Raw genomic sequence first — 25715 nt, forward strand, 5'->3', positions numbered from 1 at the left:
TCCTTATTTTTACTGGATTTCTTTCATCCAGGCACTGTCCTGGAACCACTTCTTATAAATTTTGTCATATACACCGTCATACTTGACCTGTGCCATGAAATTATTCAACCAGTTCAAGAAATCTACATCACCACGCTTAATGGCCCATGCAAGAGGTTCTTTAGTGAACGGCTCGTCAAGATGAACAATTTTACCAGCACCTTTTTGACCAACAGCAATCGAGTTAAAAGGAAGGTCATAGATAAAGGCATCAATCTTGCCATTTACAAGCTCCATAACACCTTCCTGCTCAGTTTCGTAGGAGATATATTTGGCATTTCCAATCATACGTTTTGTTGCCTGCTCTCCGGTGGTACCCAGCTTGGACGCAACAGTGAATTTAGCATCGTTAAGATCTTTATAGGACTTCACGCTATCTGCCAACTCTTTCTTCAAGAGAATAGACTGACCAATAAGAATGTAAGGGGAAGCAAAGTTTACTGTAAGGTTTCTTTCCTGGGTCAGGGTCATACCGGACATAATGACATCAAATTTGTCGGTGAGAAGAGCAGGGATAATTCCATCCCAGGCTGTTGATACCAGTTCGAGTTCCACGCCCATGGCCTTTGCCATTCTCTTAGCCATATCAACATCAAAACCAATAATATCGCCTTTTTTATTAGTCAGCTCAAAAGGCATGTAACCCGGTTCCATACCTACACGAAGTACACCCCGCTTTTGTATTGCAGCCAGGCTATCCACTGCGAACGCAGAATTGCTGGAAAAAGTCACCACCGCCAGGACAACGGCTAACAACAGAGTCATTTTCTTCATTTACATCTCCTTTTTATTTTTCTAATAAAAGGGGGCCCTCCCCCATACCAAACATTATTTCTCCATCAGAGTTGTGTAATCTTGCATCTTTCATACCCAAAATCATAAACGGACATAAGATTTTAAATTGTTCTTCCTATGTTTTTTCCACACTGTGCTGAAACCCTTTATGGCTCACAAAATACACCATAAACCCCAATAACACACATACATTTTCGAGTAGTATGTACGAGAGCTTCAAATACTACGTCTCATACGACGAATATAACAGATATGTATAAAAGAGGTGTTTTTTACACAGAATTGTCCTCCTTCGGGCTCTAAGAGGTCCTAATATCCCATCAGTATTATTTTTTACAGTAGAATATCCCTGTAACTGTACTATAGTAACTGCGCTTGTATTATCTTCTCGTATAAAACCACGTCTCCACAATAAATCGCACAAAAGGTTACCTATGAAAAATGTTATTATTTCCGGCTCTCTTGCCTATGACCGTATTATGAACTTTTCCGATAAGTTTTCTAACCATATCCTACCTGACAAGATCCATACCCTCAACGTATGCTTCCAAGTAGATGGAGTGACAGAAAACTACGGAGGAACTGCTGGAAACATTGCCTACGCTCTGAAATTAATGGGTAACGCCCCAATATTTTCCGCAACAATTGGCAGTGACAACCACAAGTATTTTGAGTGGCTGGAAGAAAACGAGATATCAGCTGCAGGAATAAAGGTCGTACCTGAAGAACTTACCGCCGGGGCCTATATAACAACTGATACATCAAATAATCAGATCACAGGCTTTAATCCCGGTGCCATGAAGTACTCATCGGAACTTGATTTTGCAGAACTATCCTCAGAAAATGATTTACTTCTGGTGTCCCCTGGTAATCTGGACGATATGATTAACTACCCCAAAGAAGCCAAGACAAAGGGAATGAAATATATCTTCGATCCAGGCCAGGCCCTGCCGGTATTGCAGGGAGATGATCTCATTGACGTTATTACGGACTGCTACATTCTTATTGTCAACGACTACGAGTTCAATCTTATCCTTGATAAAACCGGGAAAAGCAAAGAAGAACTGCTGGCTCTAGCCCAGAACAGCATCATAACCCTCGGAGGAAATGGCTCTGAACTGTATACCGATGAAGGCACAACCGCAATTAAGCCATTTACTGCAGCAAAGGTTGTTGATCCCACGGGTGCAGGAGACGCATTTAGAGGAGGGCTGATCAGTGGTCTACTCCAAGGAAAGGATTTAAAAGAAAGTGCCGTTTTAGGTAGCGTCTGCGCCTCTTTTGCGGTGGAGTGTAACGGAACCCAGGTCTACAACTTTACTCAAGAAGAGTTTAACGCCCGTTTTAATGCCGGTTGATAGCCACACAACCTGATCCCGAATTTATCACCAACTTGGTGATAAATTCGGGCCATGAGATTACTTCCCGGCTTCAAGAGCTTTTTTCAAAGGACACGAGTCAGGAACATCCAGTCCCTCACGATACCTCGCAAGCAATTCCATGGAACGTTCAGCGAGCATTCTGCGTACCTCTCTTCGACGCCCCTTTACCCTTGCAATTGACATAGTATCATAACCGGTGGTCTGGTGTCTGAGCCAGGCTACAACCGCACGTGCTGCCCTGTCTTCCACAGGGATACGTGTAGTCCTTGCCACAGTTCCAGAGCCAACTGGCGTCGCATGAACGGTCACGGCATAGGCAAGCTTTTCTTCAAGCGCCTTATAGCAAGGGGCAAATGAGAGAAAGGAAGCAACTTCAGAGGAAAATGTAGCTACGTATTGCTGATGTAACCGCTCCTTTCTCGCAAGATCACTCTTTCTCTTTTTGGCGTAGGAATCAGTAGAACGTTTTTCTTCAATCTCACGCCTCCCCTCAACAATATGGTTTTTATCAGTCCAAATCCCTTTAGAGATCAAGCGCCTGCCCTTTTTTACCTGGACAAGCCAACTCGGACCCTTGGCTTTTACACATTTGGTCAGCGGACCATCACCAGGCTCAAGGAGTTCCCAGCCCGCCGGGATATGCAACAATTCCCCATCCTCGCTCAGAACTGCTCCAGGCTTTTTTGAGGGTTTTACAATTCTGTTAATGTCTGACATTACTGTTTGGTTAGTACAAGTTTGATAGCAAGTCCCAGAAAAACGGTCCCTGCAACTCGGTTAAGGATTTGTTCTGGTTTTTCAGATGATCTCAGCTTCGCACCCAGCCATCCGGCAACAAGACTAATAGTGCCAAAAATGAGGAGTGTTGAAACAACAAAAAGCACACCCAAAATTAAAAACTGCGGCAGGAGTTGTCCAAGGGCAGGGTCTGTAAACTGGGGGAGAAAGGCAAGAAAAAATATTGAGACCTTTGGGTTAGTAATATTCATAATAACCCCTCGAAGATACAATTTCCCCACACCAGGTGGTGCTTCCCCACCCTGCTGTACACTACTACGTCCCGCCTTCCATGCCTGAAAAGCAAGGTAGAGCAGATAGGCCGCACCAATGTATTTAAGCAGATTGAAGGCAAGGGCCGAAGCACTAAAGAGTGCTGCGGCTCCTAATGCTACACCAAGGGTGTGAAATAAAACTCCGGTGGATAAGCCTGCTGTTACAATGAGACCGGCAAGCTTTCCCCGTTGAGCAGCCTGCGCAAGAACAAAAAGATTGTCAGGGCCCGGTGTCAGCGCTAAGAGCAATGAGGTCGCAAAAAACAGTGACAAGGTCTCAACAGGCTGCATTAAAAAAACTTATTTCAAATTCTTATCAATTATCGCAACAAGATCTTCTTCCTTATAGGGTTTTGTCAGGTAATCATCAGCACCCTGCTTCAAGCCCCAGAACTTATCACTTGCCTGATCCTTGCTACTAACGATAACAACCTTTACCTCTTTGGTTGCCTCATCATTCTTGAGCTGGCGACAGACTTGAAAACCATTTTTATTAGGTAATATCACATCGAGTAAAATCAAGTCCGGCTTGACCTCAGCTGCGGTGGATACCACTTTATCTCCTTCTGTTACCACTACAGTCCTGTACCCCTGATCCAAACAAACAGCTTCCGCTATCTTTCTATCTGTAGGACTGTCTTCCACTATTAAAATTAATTTAGCTGCCATTTTGACTCCATCTTTTTTGTTCAATATCACTCTAAATCCATGACGACTCAATCCGCCAGGAATTACTATAATCCAGAAGACTTACTATTTAATATTACGTACATAACCTGATCTGTTTCTACACAATACTCAGACAAATACCACCGACATCTGGAACCACTCCCACCTTATCTCTACCGAGGGAATACGCCCCTCGGATTTTCCCACTATTCTTTGGCGTTGAGAAATCAACCAGTGAGGTGAACGAGTTGGTCAGTTTTAAAAATTGTGGAGAAGAATCCGATTGTATAATTACTCTTTGTAATTTTTTATTTTCATCTACAGATCGAAGCACCATGAACTTTTTATTGTCACCCCCGCCACCTCCTGAAAAGCCAAAATACTGTTCTAAAGAGAGGACAGGGAGAACCATTTCCTGATATCTTGCGACAACCTGTGAATTTGATGAATCAACAAGCTCAAGCTCTTTTAATACAAATTCTAACTGAGCACGACTAAAAATCCAATAGAGTTCCTGATTTTCTGCATTGCGACAACCCGCCCGAACGAGAGCGACCTCAAGATCAGTTCCCATAACATCTACACCCTACCCTGTTAGTGCCTTACTCCTGAAAGCCTGTCATAAAAAATAAGAACCTCAGGAATTGATTTTAAAATCGTGATGTTAGTCTTACCATCAGATAGTGACCGTAGTGAGACCTTCGAGGCACGTATCCCGTTCATCGGGGTTAGCACCTGATAAATTCACTCAAGGTCTACGCTATCCTGGCTAACACTCTTCTTAGCTGAATTAGCTACGCTGCTCTTCAATTTTCTCCAATAATTGTACAAAACTATCCTCTTCATACGGCTTGGTCAGATAATAGTCCACGCCCAATTCTCTGGCTTTTTGCTGATGCTTCTCTGAGGCTCTGGAGGTCAACATCACAACAGGTATATCTTTATACGCCTCCCTGTTGTTGATATTTGATTTAAATTCGTAGCCATTCATCTTCGGCATTTCAATATCAAGAATAATGACATCGGGAGTGTAACTTTCAAGCTGAGTCAGTGCGTCAAGGCCATCCACTGCCTGTTTTTGCACCCAGCCACAGGATTCAACCAGCCTTGCAACGGAATAACGTACACTGATGGAATCATCAACTATCAGTACCTTTAACGGTGCCTGTTGGGCTGATGGCTTGTCAGTTTCTACTGCCATCTGCACCACTGGTTGAGCCACATCCACCAGCTCTCTCAGGTTAAGAATGGGAATAAGATCACCGGAACCACTCACGGTAACCCCACTTACCCCACGGACACGGGCAAGATGACTGCCCAGACTTTTGACTATAATTTCACGCTGCTCAACAATTTCACCCACCGAAAGTATAAGTCGTTCTGCATCTTCACCACTCTTAGAAGTGGTTGAGAATAATACTGCCGCACCACCAGAAGTATGCGCATCTTCTTCCAGCTGCACATAGGATGCTAAACTGCCAAAGGCTATATCCTCACCTTGAATATGCAGACTGCTCTTGCCATCTACTAGTTGTACATCTTCCGCCTTGAACTGCCTGATCTCTTCAACATCCTGAAGTGGTATTGCAAACATACTTCCGGCAACATCAACAAGAACAGCTCTATTCACCGACAGGGTGAATGGTATATGTATCTCAAAACGTAAGCCCTCTCCAGGGCTGTTATCAATGTGGACTGATCCGCGCAGTTCCTGGATGTTTTTTCTCACCACATCAAGGCCGACACCTCTACCGGACAATTCACTCACATCTTCTTTTGTACTTACACTTGGGAAAAAGATGTATTCAAGAACTTCTGAGTCACTAAGAGAGTCGAGATTTTCTCCAATACCACTCTCGGACAATTTAGCTCGCAGCCTTTTAGGATCAATACCCGCACCATCATCTTCAATATGCAAAACGACGTAACGACTGCGCTGCTCAGCTCTCAGGGTAATTCTCCCCCTCTCTCCCTTTCCAGCTCGTAGCCGTACTTCAGCCTCTTCTATACCGTGATCCACAGAGTTACGGAGAATATGTACAAGCGGGTCGGTGACTCTGGCCCACACGAATCTATCCATGTACACATCTTCGCCGACAATGTTGAAATCAACGGTCTTCTCAAGTTTTGCCGAAGCACTACGTACCGTACTGTAGAGTACCCTCGAAATGGAGGAAAGCGGTGTCATTCTAATTCGCATCAGCTTATCCTGCATCTGTCGCATGGTAAGCTGCTGCTTTGAAACCTGGCCTCCGAGATCTCCGGTAAGCGATAAAAGAGTTGAGTATATTGAGCTAACATCAACAGAGATTTCATTCAGCGAACGAATAATAAGGTTTAACTCCGAATATCTATCAAGCTCAATAGGGTCAAACTCGGCCAGGTCCTGGCCACCCTGATCATCTACCAGCATAAGTGGCGCCACAGACTTTGCAGCCGTTGCCTGGCCACCATAAAGGGCCTGTACTTCAAAACCCGATTCAAGTTCCTGGCTCTTTCTCCTTAGGTTCTCTTTAACGTTTTCAAGATCCGTAAGAGTTGCAGTAAATTCATCGACCATCTTTTCAATGGCACCACGGGCTACAACCAGCTCACCCTCAACTGAGAGGAGTTCATCAAGATCATCGAGCCGTACCCTTAGGGTTCCTGAATCTTCAGGGAGTATTGAGCGCTCTGGAATATTCTGTTCCAACTCAGGCGCGACCTGTACGACATCATCTTTCTTATCATCAGCCGTCTCAAGATCATCGATCTCAGTTTCCAGACTCTTCTGCTCTGACAGATAATCAGTTACGTTTGCCTGGAGCAGGTCTGCCTGCTTTGTATCCGGGTCAGCAGCAAGACGCTCAAGGGTTTCGACACTACTACCTAGCAGCTGGATCTCTTTATTGCCAACAGGCTTTTCGTTATCATACAGCCAATCCAGCATATCCTCTAAGACATGCGCTGCACCGGCCAGCACATTAACCCCTGTGATGGATGCGGCACCTTTCAGCGTATGAACCGCCCGGCGAATCTCACGCAGGGATGGGGTGATACCTGCTCTATCTGAAGAATCCAGGGCCACCTGCTGTTCAAGATCATGCAGAGATGCATTAATGGTGATAAAATGTTCTTCACACTCTTCTTTGAATATTTCTGCAAGTGCATCCTGCTCAGGGTCTGTGTAAGCTATGGGTTCACTCTCATAACTATCTTCGACATCTTCAGTTTCCGTAAAAAAGTCCGCGACGTCAGCGCTATCTTCAAGAGGTTCTATTGCTGCAGTATCACTTGCTTCTACACATTCTTCATCTTCTTCATCTTCTTCATCAGTTTCATTATCTTCAAAGAAATCTAAGACAGCCTCATCTGCTCCAAAATCAGGATCGTCATCAAGTTCTTCACCTGCCTCACGGGCTTCATTCGTCTCGTTGATCTCTGTTGCAGGTGACACGTCCATATCGGACAACTCATCAAGAAACGAAAGAGAATCATCTATATTGTCTTCATCGCCAAAAAGATCGTCTGCCGGGAAATCTGGTTCCTTTTCCTGTAAAGCATCTAAACTATCACCTGCTCCCGAAATAAATAACAGTTTTACCTGAGCAAGCTGTTTATGAATTTTTTCAAGGGATTCTGAGCGGTCTTTTAAGTTTTCAGAAAATGCCACCTCAACAAAACCAAGGAAATCTTTAACCAGACCAGCAACTTCATCCTGCTGTGGATGTCCACCTTCCGCAAGGGATGTCAGCAAGCTATGAAACTCATCAAACAATAGGCTCTGAACTTCCAGCCTACTGCTTCTGGTAAGATGGGTAAGAGTTGAGAAAGCAGATGCTAGCCTATTATAAACGGCTCTATTCTGCTCCCTATGGGTTGCGTCATCTTCAAGACAAACCACAAGCTCATTTAATAACGGTAACAGGGAGCGAATGGTATCAAGAGCCCCCCCTGCGTCTACGTCACCCTCTTCTCCTAAAGGCCAGGCCATAGCTTCTATAGCCTCACAGAACTTCTTTTCAACAACTGTATCTGAAGATTCCATTTCAACAAATACAGTAAGGAGCTCTATGGCTTTTTTAATAGACTCAACACCAGCATCTAATAACGGGGCTTCGCCTTCAACAATAGCGGAAAGGTACTCTTCCACCACTCGTGAACCATCGCTTAAATGGGATAGTTGAACCTGGGCTGCAGCACCCTTAACATTGTGAAAGAGTCGATGCAATTCACCAACGGCATCGATATCCTTTGATGCCAAAACTGCACTGAGCCCATTTTCCATTTCTGGAATATATGATTTCACTTCCTCCAGAAACAACTCAAGGAGCTCTGATCTTGAAAAATTCACCATTTCAATTGATCCTTCTTATACAAAACATACCAGACTACCATAGCATCAACGTACCTCTGAAAAGTTCACAAGCTTTGAGTGGGTGAGAAACTTCCCAACATTCAATATAGAGTAGGACCTCCCCTCAACAGAAAGGCGTTCAGAAAATAGCACCTTGCCGATTGAACTCTCAGATTCCACATCAGAGTTTTCAATATCGCTTAAATATTTCGTCACGGTTCCCACAATAGCATCCACACCAATTCCGACCTTCATCTTCTCATTACGCAACACAACGAGCTTCTTTTCACCGCGAACACGGGCCTGTTCCTCTTGCAAAAAACCTGGGAAATCAACCATAGAGATAATTTCACTACGAATATTCATAATTCCCAGAATCCAGTCAGGAAGATTAGGTAAAAATGTTATTTGTGGTACTGCGCCAACCTCAGCAAGACTATCAATAGCTATCGCTAGATGGCGCGAGCCAATGGTAACAAGAATATATTTGGCCATGGGCTCCGGTGCTGCAGAACCAAAAGCGTTGTTTTCATCAAAATCTGCTACCCCTTCAAGATGGCTATCGATACCATGAATAAGGTCTTTTAAATCAGGGAAATTTGTCATTTTTTAATCGCAGCTAAGAAACTGGCAGGTAAATGCTGTGCCACAGTTGTGAGTAATTTATTAGGGTCAAAGGGTTTAGTCAGATACGCAACGGCTCCTGCCTGCATCCCTTTTTGTCTATCGGTTGCACCGGTTTTCGCCGTCAACATCACCACAGGAATTTTTTTGAGCGCTGCACTTTTCTGCAGCTGAGTGAGAAGACTGTAACCACTCATATCGGGTAGCATGGCATCCAGCAAAATCAGCTCTGGTGCTTTGGATTCTATTGCTGCAAGAGCCTCCTTTCCTGTTACTGCCTCCCGTAGCGGATATCCCTGTCTGGTTAAAACCATAGAGATGACTTTTCTCGTAGTGGGGCTGTCTTCCACAATAAGAATGGATGGCCCGGTTACTTTTGTCACGGGTTTTAATGGAGTCGCCTGGAGAGCAGGCTTAACTGTTGCCTTAATGGATCTTTTGCCTGGCTGAGCGGCCTTTACAACAGGAACCTTACGCACTGAAACTTTGGCGGTCTTAGCTGTTGTTGATTTAACAAATCTGTCCAGAACCTTAACAAGCTTTGCCGGATCAAAAGGTTTCGTTAAGTACTCATTAGCTCCACTGGAAAGGCCCTTCATACGGTCGGTACTGCCTCTTTTTCCAGTCAGCATTACAACCGGAACATCTTTTAATCGTGCACTTGACCTGATTTCCGAAAGGACCTGATATCCATCCATATCAGGCAGCATGACATCGAGTAGCACCAGATCCGGCATAACATCAACAAGACGGGATATTGCCTCACCTCCGGTGGTGGCCTCGACTATATTATAGCCCTGACGCGTGAGCACCATTGAGATTACCTTTCTTGAGGTATTACTATCCTCAATAACCAAAATGGTCTTTGCACCAGAAGGGGTAGAAACAGGCGCAGCGGCCTTCACAGGTGCTGATGCAGGTACTGACTTTATCGTCGTGACAGGTTGTTTGGATGTTGTTGCTTTTACCTTTGGAACCACCTGTTCTACAACGGGTTCCGCTTTTGGGGGAGTGAGATTATTTAAAAATCGTGCAGTTTTCTGAAACAACTGCTCTTTTGGTGAAACAACGAGCGCCTTGTCCAGATAGCCCTGAGCGGCTTCAACATCTCCCAAAGAGAAATTACCAAGACATAAACAGTAGGCAATACGTGAGTTCTCCGGATTCAGTGTAAATTCAGCATCATACAACTTCAGGGATGCCTTTAATTCCGCCTGTTCTCCCTGCTTCTCATTTTTCTTTGCAGATATTGACAGACAGCAATTACAGGTGGAGCAATATTCCTGTCCCGTTTCCACTATGGCCCAGCAGAAAATACAACGTTTTACAGCACCCTTTTTATCTATCAGCTGGGGCTCAATTTTAGCCAGTTCTGCCTGAACCACCGCGTCGTGACCGCCCCATTTCTTCATCTCAGCCACTGCTTTCTGCAGATATTCAGCCCGGTTCATCAGCCTTGAGTGCCAAAGCCATGCCGGATAATAGAACCTGTTATTTCTCAGGATTTCTACCAGCCGTGCCCCTGCCTCCTTTCTACGAAATTGAAGAAAAAGATGGACAGCCTCTTCCAAGGCCTCCGCCTCATCAGTGAATTGTTCTGCAGACGAGACTGAGGATACCTGCTTTACGATGTGTACGATCTGATCATAATTGACAGTAACATTAGGAACGACGATGTCCTCGGACCTGGTCGATGTTATTTCTCCCAGCCCCTGGGTCACCAGAGTAAAAAGCGCCCCGTTACCAATCATATCTCCGACGCTAGCGGCAACAATAGCACCGCCTCTCACCTGAATACAACCTGAGTAATGAGCTGTCTTGACTTCCACATCAAGATCACTTGTGAGAAGACGAAGGGAGCTCAAATATTCAAGAATATCTCTATCGCTTTCTCTGAACTCTTCGTTTGATTCATTCATTGCAAAACCCTTGAACGTAGAACTCTAACCCCGCTTTGCGGGAAGTAGGTCGAGATAGTTAACTTCACGAAATTCATTGGTGCAAAATAAGTCCGTACAGCTTTCAGATAAGCGAAGACTTCGGATAAGCGAAGACTTCGGATAAGTGAAGACTTCGCTTAAATTTCCAAAGCCCTAAAACTCGCTATCCGGTGAAGAAAATACAGCTACACATCTGGATTTAAGATTATGGACAGACTGTCTCATGGGCAGTATAAATACCTTCCTCACTGATCTTTACCACAACGGCACATTTCTCGGGGTTACCACTCTCATTAAAGGTCATTTTTCCGGTGGCACCATCAAAATTTTTGATCTGGACAATACTCTCTCTCAACATTTTACGATCTTTAAGCAGATTTCCAGTCAGACCCTTGGTATCTTTAATTGCCTGAATCATGACATGAACAGCATCCCAGGTCAGAGCTGCCGGCTCATCGGGATACTCGCCATATGCAGCTCGATATTGATCAACAAAGGTTGCATTAATACCTTTCGCATTCCCAGGTGCGTAGTTTCCTGTAAAAAATAAACCGGCACAATCGTCCCCGCATTCTCCAACCAGATCACCGCCAGCCCAGGAATTACTTCCCATAATTGGTAGGGTAATATTCATTTCCTTGGCCTGTTTTACAATAAGTGGGATTTCATTGAAATGTTGAGGTGAAAAAATAAACTCCGCGCCTGCTTCGGAAATAGATTTCAGCTGTTTAGAAAAATCTGTATCCCCTGTTCTGAATTGTTTAAAGGCTACAACAGAACCAGCACCATTTACTGCCTCAAAGGACTCTTTAAATGATTTCGCCATTCCTCTGGAATATGCATTCAGTTCATCATAAAGAGCAGCCGCTTTGGTTGCCTTAAACTCTGATGCCGCAAATTTTGTAATCAATGGCCCCTGAATAGTAAAAACAAAGCAACTACGAAAAACAAACGGCCTATTTTGAGTGGTTAACGGAGAGGTTGACCATGGCGTGAGCATAGGTGTAGAAAAAGCCTGGGCCATCTTGGCTACCGGAATAGCCTGACGACTGCTCAGAGGACCTATAATACCAATGACCTTGTCATGGCTCACCTGATTTACAGTAAGGGCTGAAGCTGCTCCAGGGTCAGACTTATTATCACGGTAAACAAACTCTACTTTATACTTCTTACCGCCGACCATTATACCACCTGCAGCATCCACCTCTTTACGAACCAGCTCGGCTGCATTTTTTGAATGATTACCAACCAGCTCAAACATCCCGGTAAAGGGAAGGTTGAAGCCGATCCGGATGGTCCCGTCACTGGCAAAGATAAGGGGAGTCTCCATTACCAGAAGTACAAGGGTAAGCAAAATTATCGCAATCGTTTTTTTCATTCGTCTCTCCACTCTGTACAAGAGAGCGACCTGAAAATGTCGCTCTTTTAAGATGCACTGTAGTGCCCTGCTCATTCAATCCTGTCTTAAAGCAAATACATAGCAGTTATTGCAGAGCTATTGCTTTAAAGAGAGCACCAAGGCATGTATACAATTTATTGGAACTGGAACTCCTTTACGCTTCCTCAGTTTCGCCAATCTTAAAGACATCAACAGCAGAACGCAGATCCCGCGCTGTCTTACTGAGAATATTCATTGACGCGGCTGTATCCTGGGTTGAGAGAGAAGATTCTCTACTTACCTCACCAACATCTTCCATGGTTTTGGAGATCGTTTCAGACATCTGCACCTGGTTGTTTGTTGCAGCGGTAATAGCATCAATCAATTCAGCAAGTTGCCTCGATACATTTTCAATTTCCTGCAGCTTATCATGGGCTCCATCAGCGAGTTGAGATCCTGCCACAACCTTGCTGATACTCTCATCAATCCTTGTTGTAAGATCCTTGATCTCCGCCTGGATACTTTTTACAAGAACTTCAATCTGCTTTGTTGAGTTACTGGAACTATCCGCCAGACGCTGAACCTCATCCGCAACAACTGCAAAACCGTGTCCTGCATCACCGGCCATAGCAGCCTGGATAGATGCGTTAAGAGCAAGAATCGAAGTTCTATCAGCAATGTCATCGATGATCTGAACGATATTTCCAATCTCAAGAGAACTCTCTCCAAGCCTTTTAACTGACCGGGCTGTCTCATTAATTTCTTCCCGAATTTCAGACATCGCTTTGTTCGTTTCCTGTACAGCCTCAGCTCCTTCCTGTGCATTCTTTCTCGATTGCTTAGAAACCAGTGCAGAAGTCTGGGCATTTTCAGCAACGTTCTTGATCGATCCAACCATCTCATCAATCGCTTCAACCGCTGTGGTAACACCTTTCACCTGATCAATATTCTTTTCGGCAAGTTCCATTGTCTGACGTGAAACCTCATCTGAAGTAACACCAACAGCCTCTGTTGCAACCTTAACCTTAGAAATAATATCGGAGAACTGATCAGCCATTGCGTTAAAGGAGTCAGCAATTGCACCTGTCAAATCCTCGGTTACCTCAGCACGGGCGGTAAAATCACCATCACTCAGAATACTGATCTCTTCAAGCAGCTTCATGATCGATTCCTGAATCGCATTCCGCTCGTCCTGACTCTGAATAAGGATTGTGATATTATCCAGCATGTTGTTCAGGGTGACAGCCATAACTCCAAGCTCATCATCACTGACTACTTCAGTTCTCGCACCGTAATTCTCAGCTTCCATCTCACCGAGCAGTCCCATAATATGGTTAACCTGATTGGTCAGACCTTTTGAGAGCCGGATAGCAATAAAAATCGCAAATAGTACCGCCATAAGACCAACACCCAGAACAATCTTCTGTACCATGGCTGAAGTGTCTTCCATGTCCTTGGTCGCAACTGCCTCATTTTTTACGGCACTATCAAGAAAAGAACGAATAATTGGCTCAGCTTTCGCTGCAGCAGTCTGGTATTCCTGAATACGCTCTACAATGGTAGCATCAGTCTTTTTAACCTCAGCAAACCACTTGACAAACTCCTCAAAGGTTTCATTGAGTACGGCCTTGTTGGGGGCTGGAACTGTAGGGGACTGCACGAGTATTTCCAGCTTATCCTGGGACTCAACTACTTTCATTGCATTTTCAGGAGTCTGAACCATCAGGTAATCCTGCAGCGCAGCTTTAAGCAGGAAAAACTGATTTCGAACCCTGGGGGATGGAATCGCGTTTGCAGCCTCTCCAAGAGCGTCAACACTTTCCTGAAGCTTCACAAGCTCACCGAATTCTTTATCCACCCGAAGTTCAAGAATATTTACGGTACCAACAAAGGCACTAAGGTACTCATTGATTGAATCCATAGCGGACTGAGCTGACTGAACACCCTCGGTATCTCCGGATGCTTCAGAAATACTCTGAATTTCATATAGCGTTCGGTAAGCTTCACCACCTTGTTCAATAAAAGGAGTAAGATACTGTTCCTTTGCGTCACGAATACCAACTCGTTCATGCTGTAAGAGAAAGTCTTTTTCATATCCCTCCATAATGCGCAGCGTCCCTTCAGTCTCGAGACTAAGCCGTGCAATCTTTCCCTGCACCTGAACAAGATCATTAATTGTTCGCTGGGCATACGTTTGAGAGATCAGTGTAATTGCAATCACAAGGAGTGTGAGTGCAATAAGAATCATAAACGACCAAAGTAACTTACTTCGAATTTTACGACGCCCGACTGCTTGGATCACATCAGCGCTTTCTTCTTCAATACCATTAGTTATTGCTTCCATCACGTCTCCATAATTTCTTTCCCATCTGCAGTCACCACCCAGACAATCCAGAATGGTCATACACCCGCACTGGCAAATAGCATCATCACAGTGTTAGGACTATTTTCATCATTTTGAAGGATACATTAAAGCGATATTCAGATGCAAATTTTTTTATTGATTTCGATTGGTTCTTTACTGACCATTTACCAAATAAAATGGCCCGCTTCCTCAAATTAAGAAAGCGGGCCAGATATATCTAAAACCAGAAAGCAATTCTACTTTTTCATTTCCAGAATTTTCTTTTTGATATCATCAACATCAAGACCCTGGTGAGGTAGTTGCTCAGCAATACCACCATGGCCTATCTTACTGGTTCCAAGGAGTGAGTACCCCGGTGTAAGACCACGTTCCAAGAGCCAACTTCCGTACCTTGCTCCCAGGCCTGTCTTGCTGTTCTGACTCTCAACAACGAGTACAAACGGGCTCTTACCAACCTTTTCGACCATCTCTTCATCGATAACGTTAAGGGTTGGTTTATTAACCAGACCAACACTGTGTCCCTCGGCCCTTAATTGCTCTACGGCATCAAGACACCTGTAGGTCATTTCACCATATGTCACTATATAACCGTCACTTCCCTCACGTACGATCTCATCCTTGCCAGGCTCAAAGGTGTAACCATCATCATAAAGCTTGCTACCATCTTCGGTGAGCAGGCATGGTGTTGCCGAACGGGTTGAGAAGATAAATCGCAGACCTGAATCGGTGAATACCTTTTTGAGCATTGCACGCAGCTGCAGGACATCTGCAGGGAAATAAAGCCTGGTTTTATCACCTTCTGCAATGGCATTATCGGCAAAGAAATTATTAATACCAAAGTGACAGGTGTTATCTGCCATGTCATCGATTCCGGAATGAGAGAAATGGGCGAGAACATTTGCATCGTTGAGACGAGCCATGGTGATCTCGGAAATAACCATTTCAAGAAATGCAGCAAAGGTTCCAAAGATTCCCTGACGACCTTTTTCAGAACCAAATCCTGCGGCCACTGAATAGTTATTACGCTCCATGATGCCACCGGCCACATACAGCTCAGGATGGTTCTTTCGGATATGATGCATACCGCACGATCCTTCCAGATCAGAGTCCACGACCAGCACCTTATCTTTGGCGTTTTCTGTGGCATCAAGTAGCTCGCAAACCACCTTACCGAAATCATCCCTGACCTTACCCATCTCGGGAGTACTGCCAAGATAACTTCTTTTGGACTTATCGACTGAAAAGTTGGTCAAATAATCAGCGGCCTCCGTGAGACCTTTTGCCTTAAGGTAATCGACTGCAAGATCAACAGCAATTACATCATGTCCCTTTGGCAATCCCTCTATTCCAGGAACGCCAACAGCCATTGGTCGCTTGTTCACCAGAGCAACTGGCCCATCAGCCACCATGGCCTGCTGGATTCTTGCAAAAAGTGCGTCAATATCTTCGCCGTCACCTGAATTCGCCTCAAGACCATGCCCAGTCATGGTTTTTTCAACATCATATCCCTTTAGATACTCAGTTGGATGCCCTGCAATGGTTACATCATTATCATCAATAAACAGTTTCACCTTGAGATTTCTTGCTACAGCGTAACGGGCGGCCTCTGCGTTATCTCCTTCCATCTGCGAGCCATCGCTGCCAAACATGACAACGGTTTTACTGGTGTCAGCCTCAGCCACCCCATTAACATAACTCCAGAGATGCCCAAGACGTCCTGAGGAGAAGAAAACACCAAACTTATCGTCTCTCTCGGGGTGACCATAGTAGCCCTTATCATATTCACGATAATGCAGCAGGGACTCAGCTTTCTGATGACCATTCAGCACTGCCATCATATATTGAATGGCTACCCTGTGTCCTGCCTCATCAAAATAGACAGGATGAACAGAATCAGACCCCTTCATAAAGCCATCAACGATGAGTAACTCAGGTACGATATCAAAGGCGCCACCGGTATGCCCACCAAGGCCTTTCACATTTGCAAGTGCGGTGAAAAACACAATGCTGTCACGTACGATCTGGATATTCTTAACAAGAGTTGTACGCTGGTCTGCTGTTAATTCTGTTTGGGACAGATCGAGCTTAAGTGGCACATAACCACCTAAATCAATAGGGAAATCCATTTTTACCTCCAAGTAAAAACTTATGTTAATTCAACTATTATTGTTATTGAGTTATACTTATAATGTATGAGCGCTTAGTCTTCTGATGTCTCTTCTGCACCTTTCGGCAGGATAATATTGAGCAATATGCCAAGAATACCGGCAAGGCCGATTTTTTCAATGGCAAAACCACCTGCACTAAACTTCATACCACCGATACCACAGACAAGAATAACCGCGACAATGATGAGATTACGTGGGGTGGTGAGATCTTGTCCTGACTTAACGAGGGTGTTAATGCCGACAACGGTGATCATACCAAAGAGAAGTATCATAATTCCGCCCATTACAGGGACCGGAATAGTTGCCAAAACAGCGCCAATTTTACCAATAAAAGAAAGCAATATGGCAACAATGGCAGCCCAGGTCATAATGGCAGGGTTATAGGCCTTGGTTAAAGCCACAGCACCACTCACCTCTGAGTAGGTTGTATTTGGTGGCCCACCGAGCATTGAGGCAATGGAGGTTGCAATACCATCTCCCAGCATAGTATTTTCAATACCTGGATCTTTGACGTAGTCCTTACCAGTAATCGACCCCACAGCAAGAACATCACCAAAGTGTTCAATGGCAGGAGCGATCGCCACAGGAACAATAAACAAGATTGCCTCCCATCTCCATTCAGGAAAGACAAAGGCCGGCATCGCAAACCAGACTTTTTCGGCCACCGGTGAAAAGGAGATAAGGGCTGGCCCTGTCCAGTTAGTCAAGGTCCCGGGGTCAAATCCAGCCTGGGTTGAAGCGGTGAAACCTGTAACATCGAGTCCAAGGGCGGTAATATAACCTGCAATAATTCCGCAAAGAATAGGGATAAGTTTCATCCATCCCCTTCCTATCAGTGCAACAAGCGCAGTAGTCACAAGAGATACTCCGGCAACAATCATCGCAGTGGTTTCAGGAACCAACCAGGCTGAGCCATCACCGGTGCGCCCCATGGCCATATGCACAGCAACTGGAGCGAGTACTAGACCAATCACCATGATAACAGGACCTGTTACAACAGCAGGTAAATACTTATGTAGAATGCCTGCTCCAAAAATTCGTACAATAAAGCTGAGGATTATGTACATAACCCCCGCTGCAGCAAGACCACACAAGGTACCTGGGACGCCCCAGGTCTGCACTCCATAAATGATAGGGGCAATAAAGGCAAAAGAAGAGGCGAGAAAGACCGGCACCTTTCCTTTTGTGATAACTTGAAAAGCCAGGGTACCGACACCTGCTGTGAACAGTGCCACGTTAGGGTCAAGGCCAGTCAGAATAGGAACCAATACAAGGGCTCCAAAGGCAACAAACAGCATCTGCGCCCCGAGCAGACAGTCGCCAAAACGAAATTTATAATCAGAATTTACAGAAACTTGAGACATTACTAAACTCTCCTCACACAATAATTCTACCCCTGACTGCTACCGCATTACAGGGATAAGTGACATAACAAACTCCACCCAGAGAACAGCAGGAGTGGATTCAAAAAACAAGCCTACCGCTACCCATTGACCTCAATGTGCAATTTTGGGTACACAGAATAGGCACAAAAAAAAGAGCCATTACAGAATCTGCAATGGCTCTTTGCCTTACTTGGTGCCAAAGATCTTATCCCCGGCATCGCCTAGCCCCGGTAAGATGTAACCGACCTCATTAAGTCGTTCATCCACGGAGGCTACATATATCTCTATATCGGGATGGGCATCGGTAATTACCTTCAGCCCTTCAGGTGCCGCAACAAGAAAAAGACCTTTGATTTTTTTACAACCAGCTTTTTTCAAGGTTTCAATGGTGGCCATAAGGGTTCCACCGGTTGCCAGCATAGGATCGAGGATCAGTGCAACTCGTTCCTCAATACCACTGGCAAGCTTTACATAGTATTCAACCGGCTGCAGGGTTTCCTCATTTCTGTAGTAACCCACAACACTTACCTTAGCCGAAGGAATGAGATCGATAACACCATCCATCATACCAAGCCCTGCACGAAGAATCGGTACAATAGTGATTTTTTTTCCCTTCAGTTCATCAACCTCAACAGGGCCGGCCCAGCCTTGAATAGTCTTCTTCTCAGTAGGTAGATCTTTTGCTGCTTCATAGGTCAGAAGTCTTGCAACCTCGGAAGAAAGATCTCTAAAGTCCTTCGTTGAGATATCATGCTGACGCATCAATCCAAGTTTATGCTTAATGAGCGGATGATCCGCTATATGTACAGCCATATTTTTCTCCCTGGGAGGGTTAAAGATTCACAGACCAATCTGCAATTCCGGTATTATAGATGTGTTGTCTTTGGAGAGCCCTGCTGCATACAGACGAAATTCTACTGAAAGGGCAACAATTTTCCAGGCTAACATTACACTTTTTCACGTTCCCTTCTTTTAAAAAAAATTGCAGAAAAAGCAAGGTATTTTCAAGGAAAACCGTTTTACCGCCAGTCATGTTTTTCCTCGGAGCAACACTATTCTATTGGACTATGACAACTCCATTCAGTATATATAAAGTTATAAGGTATCGAATATTAAATAAATTGGTCAAAGGCATTATTTTATCTTCACGCGGCCTACATAGAGTGATAGCATAAATAATACTGAAAAATCATAATTCCCAACAAGGCCTTATCATGAGAACTCCTTTCTTATCTACACTTATTGCGGCCTCACTCTTAGCCTGCCTGGCAACCCATGCCTATGCCCTTGAAACTATAGGGATTATCAAGTCGGTCTCTGGCAGCGTCTATCTCAGCAATAGCGCCTCAAGCATCAGAGCTGTCCCTAACATGAAAATTAATGAGGGAGACACGGTAACAACTGGACCCAAGAGCAATATCGGTCTTATTTTCGATGATGATACCGTTGTATCACTGGGATCAAACAGTGAAATGTCCATTGAGGAGTTTATCTTTGATCCAGCCCAGAAAAAATTATCTTTTGTCGCACAACTGATCAAAGGAACCTTTTCATTTATATCCGGGCAGATAGCCAAACTTGCCCCGGACCAGGTTAAGCTCGAAACTCCAGACGCAACACTTGGCGTGCGTGGAACCAAGTTTCTGGTTCAAATACATTAACCTCCGAAAACGAAAAAACTGAATAAACCTTTATCAAGACCTCATCAAGGGACATCATATGTTTTTAGCACAACGATTCTTCATAAGGACGTTTGTAGTTGCTGTTCTCTTCACAATTGGCTCCAGCGGTTGCGCAAAACAAACCCAAGTTGTGCTTCTGCCGGACCCCAGCGGCAAGGTTGGCAAGGTCAGAGTTACCTCAGATGGTGGCTCAGTGGACATCACAAAGGCCCAAGAAGCGACTGTAGTAAAAGGAAGACAGTCTGCCCCCTCGACACCAACCATCCTGACAGAAGATGCTATTCAAAAGGATTTTTCTGAGGCGCTCCAAAGCCTGCCTGAACAACCAAAGCATTTCATCCTTTATTTCAAGCGGGACTCAAACAGGTTAACCGATGCGTCCACCAAGTTAATACCTGAAGTGCTTCAAACAGTTCAAAAAAGAGAGTCCAAAAATATCAGTGTCATCGGCCACACCGATACAGCAGGTAACCCTGAGTACAACCTACGCTTATCTAAACTAAGGGCCCAGGCTATCGCTGATATTCTTAAGAAGAAAGGTCTTAATAAAAGTTACATAACAACAACCTCTCATGGTGAAAACAATCCGCTCATCCCTACAGAAGACAACGTTCACGAGCCCAAAAACAGGAGAGTAGAGGTGGTTGTGCGTTAATGGGAAGTAAGGCCCAACCCACATATTTCATGAAAGGCTAAGTTCAAAAACAATAATACAACGTAATATCTAACTGTTAGACTTGTTTTTTGTCACCAAATCTAGTGACAGTTTGTACACTTAACTCAGTGTATGTTTCTCACCCTACGGGCGCGCTGACATGGTCAGCTATCCTTCGTTATCGTAGAAAGTGACCTTAAACTACTCCAAGTGGCTTGTAACGCTGTACCTGCGTAAAGATATTTTAACCCGAAGGGTGGGCTTTTTGATTTCAAACAAAAAGCACACTGTTATTTGCGGCATTTACTTTGGTAAGTAAAATCATACAATTAAGTTTGGATTGTAAAAGCTCATGATAAATGCGCGCACTTCCCATTGAGCCTGCACCTGCAACCACGACCAACATGCTAACACAAATTCTTCCTCAACTACATCCTAAGGGAGCGGCCGGATTCTCTCTCTCTCGAACTCTATCCATATGGAGTGCTTGCCTTACTCTGCTGCTCATTGCTCTATACCTGTTCACCCCCACAGGAAAATTCCTTGACCTGCTGGCAGTGGATTTCCTCCTCACGAACACAGCGGTGCAGACACCAGAAAAAGAGACAACAACCATCACCATAGACGACAACAGCCTGTCACAATATGGACAATGGCCCTGGCCAAGATATCGAATCGCTATGTTGATAGAAAAATTAGAACAAAGCGGTGCCGCAACCATAGCTATTAATATACTCTTCCCCGAACCTGACCAAACATCACCGGCAAGATGGAAGCAGGCCCTGCATCAGGATCTTGGTTACTCCATAGACACATCTGCCGTTCCACCACTACTCCTCGACCATGATGCCTACCTTGCAAACACCCTTAGGCAAAGCAACGCCGTGCTCGGTTATGAGTTCCTGTTTACAAAAACCGGGCACAGAGCCCAGAACTGTACTCCAGCCGCCGCACCTTTGAATGGTTCGACAAATCAGGATGCGGCAATATCGTTATATCAACCAATCGATATTCTCTGTAACAACAACACAATTAATCAAGCAAAAACGCCGTCAGGGTTTTTCAACGGCACCCCTGACAGCGATGGAATTCTAAGACGCCTTCCCCTCCTTCTAAAGTACGATGGTACGACATATCCTTCATTCGCTCTACAAATCCTGTTTCAAACAAAAAATACCCAAAACATATCTATTGCAAAAGGGCTCCTGGGAACAAAATATATCCTCCCGGGAAGAATACCCATAGACTCAAAAGGCAATATGCTGCTCAACCCTGCTCCCCATGTCAAAACCACGCACATCTCAGCCGCTGATATCCTCAATGACAGCATAGATCCTGCACTGCTTAAGGATAAAATAGCTTTTATTGGTATTACTGCATCGGGCCTGGCCCAAAAATATCGACTGACAACAGCAAACAAAGTTTCCATGGTAGATATTCATAAACTGACCTACCAATCACTCACTGCCGGGTACCATACCACTCGAGGTGACCTCTACTGGGCCATTGAACTGTTCTTAACCTGTTTATTTACACTGGCTCTGGTCTATAGCATCGCTCGACATTCCACCTTTTTAACCGGGATTCTTTTTATATTGAGCTTGTCTCTTATTGGTGGTTGCTCTCTGTATCTCTGCAGAAAATGGGGATTGCTCTTTTCACCTCTACTGCTCTGGAGTTGTCTTCTCACTAATTTTTTCATCCTACGGACTGTTAAGTATAAGTTCCTCCAGCAATATTCTGCCTCAGAAGCAGGAAACGCCCTTCAACTCCTTGAAACCAGCCAGGAAACTCTTCAATCAATTTTAAACACCATTCCGGATATTGTTTTTCGTCTGGACAAAAAGGGACGAATTATCTTTATCAGCTCTGCTGTTTCCAGATACAAAAGGCTCAATTCTCCACTTCTTGGCCGATCGATTTTTGATCTGGTTGTCCCTGAAGACCAGGAGAAGGCCCAGCATAAACTCAACGAACGAAGAACAGGTTCCCGAGCGACCCAGGACCTGGAAGTGCGACTCCGTTTACTTGTTGAAGATACTACCGGCAAGAGTGAGTTCCGTTACTTCAGTGTTTCTGCGGCTGGACTATACAGAGAAGCAACGGGCGAAAGAGATGCATTTATCGGCACCCAGGGCATAGTAAAAGATATAACTGAACGAAAACAGATTGAACATCAACTCCTTCAGGCCAAAAAAATGGAAGCCATTGGGAATCTTGCGGCCGGCGTTGCCCACGACCTTAATAATATCCTGAGCGGCATAGTCTCTTACCCCGATATGATTCTTGCTGACACGCCGAAAGATGACCCGCTCTACAATAAAATTTCCCTCATAAAAAAATCAGGCCAAAAGGCTGCCATAATTGTACAGGACCTCCTCACTCTCGCTCGAAGAAATATTCACCGCCAGGAAGTATGCGACCTGAACACAATCATATCAGACTATCTGGAGTCCACAGAACACAATGAGGCCCTACAGCGTAATCCAAATGTTACAGTTATCGCTGAGTTCTTAACTCCACAGGCAAATATCATTGGCTCCTGCGTTCATATGTCGAAGACTGTGATGAACCTTATTAATAACGGCATGGAGGCAATAGTTGGCCATGGGCAAATCACTATTACAACCTCAAAAACAAAGCTTAACGAAGTATTAAAGGGATATGAGGATATTCCAGCTGGAAACTATATTTCCATCCAGGTGAGAGACAGCGGCACAGGAATTCCGGAAGACGATATTACAAAGATATTTGAACCATTTTACACCCAAAAACCATCCAGGAGAAAAGGAACGGGCCTTGGAATGACCATAATCTGGGCCACCGTTAAAGATCACGACGGATTTTTTGACATCACCAGTACTGAAAATGTCGGAACGACTATCAGTCTCTACCTCCCGGCAACGAAGAAGCAAATAACCAATACCGTGGAACCACAGACCCTTCCCGGCGCCAGGGACAGTGAGACAATCCTCATTATTGATGACCAGGAAGAACAACTCATCATAGGAAAAAACATATTAGAGAAACTGGGCTACACAGTGTTTACAGCCCAGAAAAGCACAGAGGTCCTTGATCTCATGCAAAAGAGAAACGTAGATCTGCTTATTGTAGACATGATCATGCCTGGTCAACTAGATGGCCTTGAAATATATAAGGAAATACTACGCTTGCACCCAAAGCAAAAAGCTATAATAGCCAGCGGTTACTCTGAATCAGACCGTGTTAAGTCCATGCAAAAACTCGGCGCAGGGAACTATATCCAAAAACCGTATTCAATGGAGAAACTTGCCCACACCGTAAGAACAGAACTGGACCAGTAATCTGAACCTGCGACTTACACAAAGGGTTCAACAGGCTCAAAGGGGCGTCTCTTTCTCTTTTGATGTTTGTCCTCCCACTTCGCCAGTCGTTTTAAGTACCCCTCACTCCTGGTAAGCCGAACATCCTTTTCACCGGTTGAACTTTTCTGGGCCCAGCCCCACCAGTCATCTTTTACTAAAAAATTTGAGTAGCCAGGGTGCTGCATCACCAGCAATTGAAAGATCCGCTCAACATGGGGCTCATTCAGTTCATCATCACCCATTTCAAGCATGGAGACACCATCTGTTTTCTTTTTCCCCTCCCTGAGTTTACTTTCGTAGGTCCACTGCAAATCATCAAAAACAATCCAGGCGTCTTCTTTCAGGAGTTTGTCCGCGAGGAAAAATGCCGCCCCATCTATGGTCCAGTTTTTTGCCCCATCTATAAAACAGAAATCGTAGGATGGGGAACAGACATTTGCCACAGTTGATGCGGCTATCTTCTTTTTAAGAAACCAGTTGTACCCCGTATTTTCCCGGATAACGGTAACCCATTTTGACAAACCTGTTTTTTGTAACAGATTTTCAATTGTAGGATCCTGCCACTCTTTAGCTCCCACGAGATCCACAGAGGTCAGGTGGCCTGCGCCCAACTCATCCAATGCTGCGGCAACATAACAGCTGGAGGCTCCGTGACCAAAGCCCAGCTCAAGACACTCTTGTGGCTTATGGGATAATACATGATGGTAGAGATCATATGCCATATCATCCATCACATAGGGAATACCCTGCACCTGTTTGCGTATTTCTTCAAATTTCATCGACCCATCTCCTGCTCACTATTCGTTACGCACGGCTATTCATCACTTTTCGTTGTTTGCCTGCTCTACAAGTGAAACGACAAACACTCAAACAGGCAAAATAACCACAACACCAGCTTACCGTATAATTTTTTACTGCAGTGGTCGTGGCTTACCAAGTCCTGTAAGAGGCAATAACTCCACAAGTAAGATTGCCCCAAGAATCATCGCTGCTCCTGAAACCTGAAAGAGACTCAGTCGCTCGCCAAGAAAGACCATTCCGCCCATTGCGGCAAACACAGTTTCAGAGCTGAGGATTATGGCTGCATCTGGTGCCGGGGTGTACCTCTGGCCAACGACCTGAAAGGTAAACGCCATACCCACCGAGAAAAATCCAATATAGCAGATCCCCCAACCGGCCCCGATAATTTGAGCAAATGACGGTGCCTCCACAACAACACCAAGTACTAAGCCGACAAAGCCACAGACAAGAAATTGACAACAGGCAACAACCAGTGGAGCTCCGGTTTTCGAGGCCATTATCCCCACTAAAATAACATGACTTGCCCAGAAAATTGTGCTGGAAATCACCCACAAATCTCCGATTGTGAGATGAACTTCCTGGGCCCCGCTCAGTATATATGTACCAAGAAAACAGAAAATGGAGGCAGGCCATATTGAAAAATGTACCTTTCGTTTTAAAAACAACAATCCGAGAACTGGAACCATTGGTACATATAGCGCGGTGAGAAAACCGCTATTTATAACCGTTGTTCGAAGAATACCATGTTGCTGTAAGGCCGCAGCTGTAAAAAGAATAAAACCGGTAAGAATCACCCCGAGCCAATCCATGAACACAAAGGGGCGTTGCTTAGTATTCACTGTTTTGAACTGGCGCAAGGCAAATGGGAGCACTACAAGCCCCCCAAGGAGAAAGCGCGCCCCGGTGAAGGTTATTGTCCCCAGTTCACCTGTTCCGATCTGCTGCACAACGAAGCTGGAACCCCATATCATGGCAGCCAGAAGCAGCGTTAAATTAGCCTGTAAACGATTCATTTTTCCCTAAAAAACTTCGATATTTATGCAAAAATAACGGCAACAACTTTTTTATCATAGAAAACTGGCAAGATTATACAGAGCGTG

At 44.7% G+C, this 25715-nt stretch carries 19 protein-coding genes; 4 read left to right on the forward strand and 15 right to left on the reverse strand.

All coding sequences use genetic code 11. From position 1 onward, the window contains the following. Window positions 1–9: 9 nt before the first annotated feature. Window positions 10–813 (reverse strand): transporter substrate-binding domain-containing protein, encoded by an 804-nt coding sequence (locus ACX6CI_RS17540; RefSeq protein WP_458774951.1) that lies wholly within the window; start codon window positions 811–813, stop codon window positions 10–12. A 455-nt stretch (window positions 814–1268) separates the two neighbouring features. Between ACX6CI_RS17540 and ACX6CI_RS17545 the strand changes: the two genes are divergently transcribed. After that, window positions 1269–2192 carry a carbohydrate kinase family protein gene (locus tag ACX6CI_RS17545; protein ID WP_458774952.1) on the forward strand — a complete coding sequence of 308 codons (924 nt, stop codon included), beginning with the start codon at window positions 1269–1271 and terminating at the stop codon, window positions 2190–2192. Window positions 2193–2252: 60 nt separating this feature from the next. Here ACX6CI_RS17545 and ACX6CI_RS17550 read toward each other — a convergent pair whose 3' ends face one another. The 12 genes from ACX6CI_RS17550 to upp form a co-directional block, all read right to left on the reverse strand. After that, window positions 2253–2933, reverse strand: coding sequence for a DUF2293 domain-containing protein (locus ACX6CI_RS17550; protein ID WP_458774953.1), 681 nt, complete (start codon window positions 2931–2933; stop codon window positions 2253–2255). Beyond that, window positions 2933–3559 (reverse strand): LysE family translocator, encoded by a 627-nt coding sequence (locus ACX6CI_RS17555; RefSeq protein ID WP_458774954.1) that lies wholly within the window; start codon window positions 3557–3559, stop codon window positions 2933–2935. Before ACX6CI_RS17555 ends, ACX6CI_RS17550 begins: the two co-directional genes overlap by 1 nt. Before the next feature lie 9 nt (window positions 3560–3568). Further along, a complete protein-coding gene (locus ACX6CI_RS17560) occupies window positions 3569–3937 on the reverse strand; it encodes a response regulator (protein WP_458774955.1) in 369 nt (122 codons plus the stop codon). 118 nt (window positions 3938–4055) lie between these two features. Continuing rightward, window positions 4056–4511, reverse strand: a complete 456-nt coding sequence (locus ACX6CI_RS17565; RefSeq protein WP_458774956.1) for a hypothetical protein — start codon at window positions 4509–4511, stop codon at window positions 4056–4058. Between the two features lie 216 nt (window positions 4512–4727). Continuing rightward, complete coding sequence (locus ACX6CI_RS17570; protein ID WP_458774957.1) at window positions 4728–8273, reverse strand: hybrid sensor histidine kinase/response regulator; 3546 nt, start codon at window positions 8271–8273, stop codon at window positions 4728–4730. 45 nt (window positions 8274–8318) lie between these two features. Then, window positions 8319–8879 carry a chemotaxis protein CheW gene (locus ACX6CI_RS17575; protein WP_458774958.1) on the reverse strand — a complete coding sequence of 187 codons (561 nt, stop codon included), beginning with the start codon at window positions 8877–8879 and terminating at the stop codon, window positions 8319–8321. Further along, window positions 8876–10816, reverse strand: a complete 1941-nt coding sequence (locus ACX6CI_RS17580; protein WP_458774959.1) for a response regulator — start codon at window positions 10814–10816, stop codon at window positions 8876–8878. The genes ACX6CI_RS17575 and ACX6CI_RS17580 overlap by 4 nt, the downstream gene beginning before the upstream one ends. 226 nt (window positions 10817–11042) lie before the next feature. Continuing rightward, window positions 11043–12215 (reverse strand): ABC transporter substrate-binding protein, encoded by a 1173-nt coding sequence (locus tag ACX6CI_RS17585; protein WP_458774960.1) that lies wholly within the window; start codon window positions 12213–12215, stop codon window positions 11043–11045. Between the two features lie 175 nt (window positions 12216–12390). Further along, window positions 12391–14559, reverse strand: coding sequence for a methyl-accepting chemotaxis protein (locus ACX6CI_RS17590; protein WP_458774961.1), 2169 nt, complete (start codon window positions 14557–14559; stop codon window positions 12391–12393). 257 nt (window positions 14560–14816) lie between these two features. Then, on the reverse strand, window positions 14817–16706 hold the full coding sequence (locus ACX6CI_RS17595) for a transketolase C-terminal domain-containing protein (protein ID WP_458774962.1): 1890 nt from the start codon (window positions 16704–16706) through the stop codon (window positions 14817–14819). Window positions 16707–16780: 74 nt separating this feature from the next. Continuing rightward, on the reverse strand, window positions 16781–18112 hold the full coding sequence (locus ACX6CI_RS17600) for a uracil-xanthine permease family protein (protein ID WP_458774963.1): 1332 nt from the start codon (window positions 18110–18112) through the stop codon (window positions 16781–16783). Between the two features lie 207 nt (window positions 18113–18319). Further along, window positions 18320–18946, reverse strand: a complete 627-nt coding sequence (gene upp, locus ACX6CI_RS17605) for a uracil phosphoribosyltransferase (protein ID WP_458774964.1) — start codon at window positions 18944–18946, stop codon at window positions 18320–18322. A gap of 401 nt (window positions 18947–19347) precedes the next feature. Here upp and ACX6CI_RS17610 point away from each other — a divergent pair, with 401 nt between their 5' ends. The 3 genes from ACX6CI_RS17610 to ACX6CI_RS17620 all read left to right on the forward strand — a co-directional run bounded on the left by ACX6CI_RS17610 (window position 19348) and on the right by ACX6CI_RS17620 (window position 23793). Then, the gene (locus ACX6CI_RS17610) at window positions 19348–19794 is read left to right on the forward strand and encodes a FecR family protein (RefSeq protein WP_458774965.1); all 447 of its coding nucleotides are present in this window, start codon (window positions 19348–19350) and stop codon (window positions 19792–19794) included. A 58-nt stretch (window positions 19795–19852) separates the two neighbouring features. Next, window positions 19853–20470: an OmpA family protein gene (locus tag ACX6CI_RS17615; protein ID WP_458774966.1), complete on the forward strand. Its 618-nt coding sequence runs from the start codon at window positions 19853–19855 to the stop codon at window positions 20468–20470. Between the two features lie 359 nt (window positions 20471–20829). After that, complete coding sequence (locus tag ACX6CI_RS17620) at window positions 20830–23793, forward strand: CHASE2 domain-containing protein (RefSeq protein WP_458774967.1); 2964 nt, start codon at window positions 20830–20832, stop codon at window positions 23791–23793. 14 nt (window positions 23794–23807) lie between these two features. Here ACX6CI_RS17620 and ACX6CI_RS17625 read toward each other — a convergent pair whose 3' ends face one another. Beyond that, window positions 23808–24593, reverse strand: coding sequence for an O-methyltransferase (locus tag ACX6CI_RS17625; RefSeq protein ID WP_458774968.1), 786 nt, complete (start codon window positions 24591–24593; stop codon window positions 23808–23810). A gap of 132 nt (window positions 24594–24725) precedes the next feature. After that, window positions 24726–25628, reverse strand: a complete 903-nt coding sequence (locus ACX6CI_RS17630; RefSeq protein ID WP_458774969.1) for a DMT family transporter — start codon at window positions 25626–25628, stop codon at window positions 24726–24728. Window positions 25629–25715: the final 87 nt, after the last annotated feature.

The sequence above is a fragment of the Desulforhopalus glucosivorans genome (genome assembly GCF_054397165.1).